Genomic DNA, 8,378 nt, shown 5'->3' with positions numbered 1-8,378 from the left:
TGGCTATTGGTCACGCATGAATCGACGAGAACTTCACACCCGTTCGATCTCTCGAACAGGGTAACTTTCTCTCGAAAACGTGTCCGCCAAAGTCTCGTCCGGAACCCCAATACCCTCTCGGGCACCAGGATCCCGCAAGCCTCTGCCGCCCACGTTTCCCTTTCTTCTATCTTCAATTGTCAAAGAACACAGGGCACTTGGCCCTGACCCCCACTTTCGCGAGAGCAAGATCCTGCGCACCGGACAAGCCGTACTGCGGACGGGATCTTTTAAGAGAGTACGACAGTCACGCCAGATCAGCGCGGCGTCGTCGGAGGGGGTTATGTGGGAATGCACCGACCATTGTCAATAGCAATATGAGGCGCCGTGAATCGTTATGTCCCATTCATGCCCGAGGGGGCATGCCGCCGATATAGAGATTTGGAGATGCAATACAATTCACATGGATCAATAAAAGAATTTCATTCATATTTTATGCCAGAACTAAATATAAAAAAGCATATGAAAATTTCGGCCTGTAAGATATAAGAGTTTTATCTCAAATCCATTTGCACAGACGCGCAGAATCCGCTCACCGACCGGACGATGGCTACCGACAACGCTACATCTTCCTTCGTCCATACGACAGCGACGGAAGAAGAAGGGCCCGCCTCTGGGGTGTGGATGCCGCGAGATGGCTCGGCAAGCTGCCGCTTTCAGCCTCTCGGCCACTTCAGCCTGCGGTTGGTCCACCATTCGTTCGTTGTCGGCGAGTTGAGGCACCGACCACCTAGAACCGGATGCGCCGCATTGCAGTCCGCTGGACACCTGCTCTTCCGCAGCGCCGCTCCGGCGGGATGCGCACCTGCCCAATCTCATCACCCGCCCTTGACGGGCAATGCGAAAACCATGCATAGTCGTGCAAACGATTGCGTAAAGAAAACGTAGAGCAAACAGACCAAACAAAGGAAGCCAGGTTTTTGCACGCAACTCGTGTTTGATGCGGCAGATGAACGTCGCATGGAACGCTCTAATGGGAGGAGACCATGAAGAGAGCACAAGAAACGCCCGGGACCGAAAGGACGGCGGCGGCCGGGCACGCCTTATCGCTGAAGCTACGAACCGCCCTCGTTGTCGGCGCCTCGATCGGCGCGGCGACCATGCTTTATCCCGCCTTCGCCCAGGATGCGGAGCCGATCCGCATCGGCGCTTCCCTGCCGCTAACCGGCAACTTCTCCGTCAGCGGCGAGAAGCACGAGCAAGGCTACCAGCTCTGCGTCGACCTCATCAACGAGGCCGGCGGCGTTCTCGGCCGCAAGGTCGAGCTGATCATCAGCGACAACCGCTCCGACACCGAGACCGCCATCAACCAGTATGAGCGCCTGATCAATGTCGAGAATGCCGACATCGTCTTCGGCACCTTCTCCTCGAAGCTGACCTTCCCTGTCTCCTCGGTGGTGGAGCGCTACGGGATGATCCACCCCGTGCCCGCCGGCGGCGCCCTGCGCATCTGGGAACAGGGCCTCAAGCACGCTTTCTATTTCCAGCAGAACGCGGCCGAGCTCGTCGGCACGGGCCTGCGCGGTGTCCTGCGTGACCTGGTCGATGAAGCGGACCGCCCCCAGACGGCCGCCCTCGTCCATGCCGACGACTTCTTCGCCAACGGCATCGCCGCCGGCTTCCTCGGCGGCAAGGTGGAGGAGCCGGGCAAGGGCGTCATCGCAGATCTCGCGCCCGGCTATCTCGCCGAGCTCGGCATTAAGGTGGTGATGGAGGAGCGCTGGCCGGAGGAAGGCTTCTCCGATTGGCTGAACCTTGCCAACTCCATCAAGCAGGCCAATCCCGATCTCGTCATCGGCTTGACGGCATCGGCCGAGGAGGCGGTGCAGCTCTCCCGCGCCTTGCAGACGCTCAAAGTCAATCCGGACGTCCTCTATCTCAGCCAGGGAACCCAGGCCGAGTTCCTCGAGGGCATGGGCGAGGCCTCGGAGGGCGTCATCATGCACACTTCATGGCACCCGGAGGTACCGTTCAAGGGCGAGCTTTCCGGCAAGGCATTCTCCAACCAGGACTTCATCGCCGCCTTCGAGGAAGCTTACAACTATACGCCCGACGAAGATTCGGCGATCCCATTCGCCCTTTGCCAGGGCGTCGAACAGGCGATCCGCGGCACCGAGTCCACCGATAATCTGAAGCTGTCGGAATGGCTGCATCAGCGCACGATCGAGGACCCGATCCGCACCGTGCTCGGCCCCTTCTCCTGGGATGAGCGCGGCCTGCCCAAGGACCGCACCTTCCTGATGGCGCAGTGGCAGGACGGCGAACTCCGGTTCGTCTACCCGACCAACGAGTTCGAAGGCGTGGCCGAACTCCAGTTCCCGAAGCCCCAGTGGTGATCGGCCACGGGGCGGGGCCGCTCTGGCGGTCCCGCCCATTCGCTGTCAAAGCAGGCAAACAGAGGCTGAAGGGAGGAGGCGCCGCATGCTCGAAGTGCGCGCACTGGCCAAGCATTTCGGCGGCATCAAGGCCGTGGACAACTGCTCGTTCACGGCCGAGGCCGGGAAGATCACCGCACTCATCGGCCCCAACGGCGCCGGCAAGACCACCGCCTTCAACTGCATCAGCCGCACCATGGCCCCGACCGCCGGCGAGATCCTCCTCGACGGCGAGCGCATAGACCACCTGAAGCCCCATCAGGTGACCCGCCGGGGCCTCTCGCGCACCTTCCAGATCACCCGCAACCTGGAGGATCTGACCGTCCTGGAAAACCTCGTCGTCCAGTCGAAGGTCCACGGCTGGCGCGCGCTCTTTGAGCCAGCGATCACGAAGGAGGAGCTGAAGAAGGCCGAGGAGATCCTCGCCTTCCTCAACATCACGCGGCTGGCATATGAGGAGACGCGCAACCTCTCCTACGGCCAAAAGAAGCTCATGGATTTCGGCGCGCTTCTGATGTCCGACCCCAAGATCATCCTGCTCGACGAGCCCGCCGGCGGCGTCAATCCAAGCCTTCTGGCCGAGATCGTCGAGCACATCCGGGCGCTCAACGGCCAAGGCCTCACCGTACTTATCGTCGAGCATAATATGGAACTCGTCATGAGCCTGTCCGACAAGGTGGTGGTGATGGCCCATGGCGAGATCATTGCCGAAGGCCCGCCCGCAATGGTCCAAACCGATCCCAAGGTGCTCGAAGCCTATCTCGGCGGCACGAACGTGGAGCCGGCCCATGCCTGAGCTGCTGGAAGTCAGAAATGCCGTCGCCGGCTACGGCTCCGGCCCCGCCATCCTCAACGGCGCCGACCTCGACGTCGCGCCAGGCGAGATCCAATGCATCATCGGCCCCAACGGCGCCGGCAAATCGACGCTGATGAAGGCAATCACCGGGCTTCTGCCCATCCGCTCGGGCGAGATCCGCCTCATGGGCGAGCGCATCGATAGGTTAAGGCCCGACCAGATCCTCAAGAAGGGCATCGCCTTCGTGCCGCAGGAGCGCGCGCTCTTTCCCAAGATGACCGTGCGCGAGAACCTGCGCATGGGCGGCTACACGATCCGCGACGAGGCAGAGCTGAAGCGGCATATCGATGATGTGCTCGACCGCTTCCCCATCCTGCGCGAGCGCGCCGGCCAGCACGCCGGCACTATGTCCGGCGGCCAGCAGCAGATGCTCGCCATGGCGCGAACGCTGATCGTGCGGCCGAAGATCGTCATGCTCGATGAACCCTCCCTGGGGCTTGCCCCCATGATCGTCCAGCAGATGTTCGACATCATGCGCCAGCTCCGCGATTCCGGCATGACCGTGCTGCTCGTCGAGCAGAACGCGGTGGTCGGCCTGAAGAACGCCGATCGCGGCACCGTGCTCGACCTCGGCCGCACACTCTTCAGCGGCCCGGCCGAGGACATCCTGAAGGACCCGCGCGTGCGCGAACTCTATCTCGGCAAGGCCGCCGCCTGAGGAGACCGAACACCCATGCTTTCATCCATCCTCCAGGTCCTGATCCTCGGCCTCGCGCTGGGCGGAGTCTATGCGCTGATGGCCTCCGGCCTCACCCTCATCTTCGGCGTCATGCGCATCGTCAACCTGGCGCATCCGATCATGATCATCGCCGGCGCCTTCGTCGCCTACTGGCTGTTCCGGCTCTATGGCCTCGACCCAATCCTGGCCATGCCGATCGCCGCCGCCGTCCTCTTCGTCATCGGTATCGTGCTCTACAAGCTCATCTTCGAGAAGGAGGCGGCGAACGCGAAATACTCGGAGATGACGGTACTGCTCACCTTCGCCGTGGCGCTGTGCGCCGACGGCCTGCTCGGCGCGCTCTTTTCCAACACCCAGCGCGTCACCACGCCGGCCTACGGGACGGATGCCTTCATCTTCGGCACCATCTTCATTCCCAAGGGCCAAGCCTATGCCGGCGCCATCTCGCTTCTGGTCATCGGCACCCTGCTCGCCTTCCTCAACTTCACCCGCTTCGGCGCGGCGATCCGCGCCACGACACAGAACCGCGCGGCCGCCCAACTCATGGGCGTCAATGTCGGCCGCGTCTCCCTCATCACCTTCGGCATCGGCATCGCGCTCGCGGGGGCTGCCGGCGCGCTGGTCAGCTTCATCTTCTCCTTCTTCCCAGCCAAGCACTGGGAGTGGATCGCCATCCTGATGTCGCTGGTGGTGCTGGGCGGCATGGGCAAGCTGATGGGCGCCATCCTCGGCGCCTTCCTGCTCTCCGTCATCGCCGCGTTCGTCGGCACCTATTTCGGCTCAACCTGGTCGACCATGACCTTTTTCCTCGCCCTCTTCGTGATCCTGCTGGTGAGACCGCAGGGGCTTCTGGGCGACAAGATCGAAGAGGCTTGAAGAATGGCAACGGAACTCGGCGTCAGCGACGTCCTCAAGGCGCGCAAGGATTATAACGCCGCCCTGGCCTCCGCCGGCCGGCGCGAGCGCGCCACTTGGTTCCCGCTCGCCCTCCTCATCCTGCTCACCCTCCTGCCAGCGCTGCAGATCACCGGCGGCCACAACTACACGCTCCACCTCATGCTCTACGCGATGATGTATGCGGCGATGGCCTCGAGCTGGAACATTCTCGGCGGCTACACGGGCTACATCTCGCTCGGCCACAACGTCTTCTTCTGCATCGGCGGCTATTTCTCCGGCATGATCCTGGCCTATTTCGGCGTCACCTCGCTTCTCACCGCGCCCTTCGCCGGCCTCGCGGCCGCCATCGTCGGCTTCGCCGTCGGCCTCATCACGCTCAAGATGCGCGGGCCGACCTTCATCATCTCCTCCATCGCGCTTCTCATGGTCGCGCGCATCCTGTTCGATCACTGGCAGTTCGTCGGCGGCTCCAACGGCGTGGCCCTGCCGCAGATGGACATCCCCGCCCAATGGGCCAAGCTGCCCTATTACTACGGCATGATGATCGTCTGCGCCCTCACCGTCTGGGCCTCCTACCGCATCAAGCATTCCAAATTCGGCCTCGGCCTGCGCGCCATCAGCCAAGACGAGGTGAAGGCGGAAAGTGCGGGCATCGACACCCGCTTCTACAAGGTTCTGGCCTTCGCCATCTCCGCCTTCTTCGTCGGCATGGCCGGCGCCATCTGGGGCGAGTACATCACCTATCTCCGCCCCAACATCTTCCTCATCATCCTGGTCGCCGCCAACATGGTGCTGATGTGCATCCTTGGCGGCAAGGGCACGGTGGCAGGTCCGATCGTCGGCGCCGTCGTGCTCATCGCCTTCAACGAGTTCTCCGTCACCTTCTTCGGCTCCAGCGAGATCAATCTTCTGATCACCGGCCTCGTCATGGTGCTGGCGCTCAAATTCTTCCCTGCCGGCATCGTCGGCACGCTGGCCAAGAAGGGCCGCCTCCCGCGCGTGCTCGACTGGGACTGAGGACCGATGGCCGACTTCACCCTCTATAACGCACCCCAATCAACCTGCAGCCAGCGCGTACGCTTCGTGCTCAACGCCAAGAACCTTCCCTTCAAAGAAATCAAGCTCGACCTCTTCGCCGGCGACCAGCTGAAGCCGGATTATCTCGCCATCAACCCCAACGGCGTAGTCCCCGCGCTGCTGCATGACGGCCACCCGGTCACCGACTCCGCCGTCATCACCGAATATCTGGACGAGCTCTATCCCGAGCCCGCCCCTTTCCGCCCCTCTTCCCTGTACGACATCGCCCGCATGCGCTCGCTGATGCGCTACATCGACGAGGTGCCGACGCCGGCGATCCGTGTCCCCTCCTACAACCTCGCCTTCCTGCCCCACTTCCAGGCGATGAGCGAGGAGGAGTTCCAGGCGCTGGCCGAATCGAAGCCCCTGCGCAAGGAATTCCTGCTCTCCATGGGCCGCACCGGCTTTCCGGAAAAGGAGATGAACGCCGCTCGCGACCGATTGAGCCGCGCTGTCGTCCGTATGGACGAGACGATTACCGCCTCCGGCGGTCCATGGCTGATGGGCGAGACCCTCACCCTCCCCGACGTCGCCCTCATGCCCGTGATCGTGCGCCTGGACGACATCAACCTCAACACGATGTGGCAGGGCCGGCCATCGATCCAGCGCTGGCTCGATGCAATCCGCGCCCACCCCGCCTTCCGCCCGACCTACTATCACGGCGCGCTGCTGACGGAGAAATATCCGCACCTGGCGAAGCTCAAAAGGGAGCGAGCATAGGCCGCGAAGCCGGTGAACGCATTTCGCCTTCCGTCGTGCACAATCCGTGCCTTCAACAGGCATAGACCTCGGGGCCCTATGCCTGCACGTCGACCACGGACACTGGCTGGCTCAATAAACAGATCCAAAGCGGGGATAAATTTCGACCCGATTTCCAGCCAACCTATTGATCCCCCACAACCTGCAAACTTTTCTCGCAGCAAAATTCGCCCCCCACCTCACGCCGCCCCTATCATAGCCCCATCGCTCTCGCGGGAACCGGATGCGCACCGGGTGTTCGGGAGGGCGGCGGCAGCCTCCCCCTTCAGGAACGGTACCTGGAGGCATGTGAGGGCCCGCGAACAGGCCGGAGTCCGGCAGACCCATCGCAAGATGGGCGATGCCGGATGCGGAAAAGCCGCGGGGTTCGGCAAAGGCGCTTCACTGCGTGTGTCCGTCCGGAGCCAGAAAGAGCCCTTAGACCGGTCGAATGTCGGGACAGCGGCCGGCGGGGCGCGTTGCCCGCGCCTTAAAATGAATAGAGTGGCTCGGACAACGCGCCCCGCTTCCCACGTTCTTTGACATGACCCGGCGGACCGCCGCGCGGGAACGGATAAGTATGGCTTGGCCTTCGTACCTGCCGAAACCATTTCCCAATGTGGATTCTGGAGAAGCGGTACCGATGGTTCTGCATCGGCGCGGCACCTTTTGGCCGCTTCGATTTGCCGACAAGACCACAGGCAACAACCAGGGCGACGCTACCCGCCGATGGAAAGCCTACTCCTCCACCTCCAGCCCCGTCTTCACCGGCTTATCCTCGCTGACAAGCTTATGCCCCGAGGCAAGCGCCACCGTCTCGATCAACGCCGCAAAATCCTTCTGCAGATACGCCTCCGGATCGTCCTGAAGCTGTGCTGCCCCGAAATGGCTCTGCAACGCCTCGCGCGTCGTCGCCGTCACCGGCATCGCCACCCCCATCTCGCGCCCGGCCTTCAGCCCGAGATCAAGATCCTTCCGCAGAAGCTCGGGCGTAAATGTCGTCGTCCAGTCGAGATTGACCAACGCCGGCGTCTTGTAGCGGGTGAAGATCGAACCCATCACCGAGTTGTTGATGAACTCCAGGAAGGCATGGCGCGGCACACCGGCCTTCTCCGCCATGATGGTGATCTCGGCAAGGTTCTGCGTGACGACACCGAGGAGCACGTTGTGTGCGATCTTGCAGATGCGTGCCAACTCTCCCTCGCCCACATAGGCGACCCCGTTACCGGCGATCGTCTCGAGATAGGGCCGCACGGTCTCGAAGACGTCCCGGTCGCCCGAGACCACTTGGCTCAGCTTGCCGGCCTTCACGCACTTCCCGTTGCCGGAGACCGGCGCCACCAGAAAGGCCGCACCCGCCCTTTCCACGCGCACACGGATTTCCTCCGACTGGTCGACCCCGATCGAAGAGCAGTCGACGAGGATGCGCGGCACAGGACTGGCCGCCCCGTCGATCACACCGTGCTCGCCGAAATAGACCTGTTCGAGATCGTCCCCCATCGAGACCATTGTGAAGAGGATATCCACGCCCGCAAGATCGGCAGGTCGGTCGACGAGCCGGGCGCCTTTTTCCGCAAGCGGCTCGGCCTTGGACTTCGTACGGTTCCAGACGTTGACGTCGTAGCCACGCTTCACCAGGCGCTCGGCCATCGGAAAGCCCATGCGGCCGAGGCCGATCCAGCCCAGCCTGTGTTTGTTTTCCTGCATCGTCATAGAC

7 protein-coding genes are annotated in these 8,378 nt (G+C 62.6%); 6 read left to right on the top strand and 1 reads right to left on the bottom strand.

The features are described from left to right. Window positions 1–1,025 precede the first annotated feature (1,025 nt). The 6 genes from N5A92_RS22020 (at window position 1,026) to N5A92_RS21995 (ending at window position 6,643) form a co-directional block, all read left to right on the top strand. Window positions 1,026–2,375 carry an amino acid ABC transporter substrate-binding protein gene (locus N5A92_RS22020; RefSeq protein WP_260906329.1) on the top strand — a complete coding sequence of 450 codons (1,350 nt, stop codon included), beginning with the start codon at window positions 1,026–1,028 and terminating at the stop codon, window positions 2,373–2,375. An 85-nt stretch (window positions 2,376–2,460) separates the two neighbouring features. Continuing rightward, window positions 2,461–3,210 (top strand): ABC transporter ATP-binding protein, encoded by a 750-nt coding sequence (locus tag N5A92_RS22015; RefSeq protein ID WP_260906327.1) that lies wholly within the window; start codon window positions 2,461–2,463, stop codon window positions 3,208–3,210. Next, entirely contained in the window at window positions 3,203–3,928 is a 726-nt protein-coding gene (locus N5A92_RS22010; RefSeq protein WP_260906326.1) for an ABC transporter ATP-binding protein, read from the top strand. The genes N5A92_RS22015 and N5A92_RS22010 overlap by 8 nt, the downstream gene beginning before the upstream one ends. Before the next feature lie 15 nt (window positions 3,929–3,943). Beyond that, a complete protein-coding gene (locus N5A92_RS22005; protein WP_260906325.1) occupies window positions 3,944–4,825 on the top strand; it encodes a branched-chain amino acid ABC transporter permease in 882 nt (293 codons plus the stop codon). Window positions 4,826–4,828: 3 nt separating this feature from the next. Then, on the top strand, window positions 4,829–5,863 hold the full coding sequence (locus N5A92_RS22000; protein ID WP_260906323.1) for a branched-chain amino acid ABC transporter permease: 1,035 nt from the start codon (window positions 4,829–4,831) through the stop codon (window positions 5,861–5,863). Between the two features lie 6 nt (window positions 5,864–5,869). Continuing rightward, on the top strand, window positions 5,870–6,643 hold the full coding sequence (locus tag N5A92_RS21995; RefSeq protein ID WP_260906321.1) for a glutathione S-transferase family protein: 774 nt from the start codon (window positions 5,870–5,872) through the stop codon (window positions 6,641–6,643). Window positions 6,644–7,399: 756 nt separating this feature from the next. Here the strand turns inward: N5A92_RS21995 and N5A92_RS21990 are convergent. Beyond that, window positions 7,400–8,368, bottom strand: a complete 969-nt coding sequence (locus N5A92_RS21990) for an NAD(P)-dependent oxidoreductase (RefSeq protein WP_260906319.1) — start codon at window positions 8,366–8,368, stop codon at window positions 7,400–7,402. Between the last annotated feature and the right edge of the window lie 10 nt (window positions 8,369–8,378).

The organism is Chelativorans salis (assembly GCF_025336525.1).
In the GTDB taxonomy this organism is placed as follows: domain Bacteria; phylum Pseudomonadota; class Alphaproteobacteria; order Rhizobiales; family Rhizobiaceae; genus Chelativorans; species Chelativorans salis.
This window is presented reverse-complemented; position numbering and strand designations above follow the sequence as displayed.

Coding starts and splice junctions, on each gene's coding strand:
- N5A92_RS22020 (WP_260906329.1), top strand. CDS start 1,026: ATGAAGAGAGCACAAGAAACGCCCGGGACCGAAAGGACGGCGGCGGCC.
- N5A92_RS22015 (WP_260906327.1), top strand. CDS start 2,461: ATGCTCGAAGTGCGCGCACTGGCCAAGCATTTCGGCGGCATCAAGGCC.
- N5A92_RS22010 (WP_260906326.1), top strand. CDS start 3,203: ATGCCTGAGCTGCTGGAAGTCAGAAATGCCGTCGCCGGCTACGGCTCC.
- N5A92_RS22005 (WP_260906325.1), top strand. CDS start 3,944: ATGCTTTCATCCATCCTCCAGGTCCTGATCCTCGGCCTCGCGCTGGGC.
- N5A92_RS22000 (WP_260906323.1), top strand. CDS start 4,829: ATGGCAACGGAACTCGGCGTCAGCGACGTCCTCAAGGCGCGCAAGGAT.
- N5A92_RS21995 (WP_260906321.1), top strand. CDS start 5,870: ATGGCCGACTTCACCCTCTATAACGCACCCCAATCAACCTGCAGCCAG.
- N5A92_RS21990 (WP_260906319.1), bottom strand. CDS start 8,368: ATGCAGGAAAACAAACACAGGCTGGGCTGGATCGGCCTCGGCCGCATG.